Below are 261 nucleotides of genomic sequence, written 5' to 3' on the forward strand. Positions count from 1 at the left end.
CGATCGAACCACCGCCCAGCGCCCGGGCCGTGCTCGACGCCGTGCCGTACAACTGGCCACCGTTGACCGCGTCCACGCTCGATGCCCGCACTGCGCCCGCAGCCACACCCGTCACCGTACGGTTGCCTGCGGTACCCGCCACGTTGATCACCGAACCGTCAGCGTCTTTTGCCACCGTGATGTCACGACTGGTTGCGTCCTGCTGGACCAGACCCACCGTGCCTTCGGACAACAGGTTCTGCACGTTCGTGATGCTGGACG

General features: G+C 66.3%; 1 protein-coding gene. It reads right to left on the reverse strand.

The window, feature by feature from the left end; genetic code table 11:
• Window positions 1–261, reverse strand: a 261-nt coding sequence (locus AB3X96_RS42840; protein WP_368594452.1) for a hypothetical protein, incomplete at both ends; no start/stop codon positions are given.

The organism is Paraburkholderia sp. BR13439 (assembly GCF_040948805.1).
Classification (GTDB): domain Bacteria; phylum Pseudomonadota; class Gammaproteobacteria; order Burkholderiales; family Burkholderiaceae; genus Paraburkholderia; species Paraburkholderia youngii.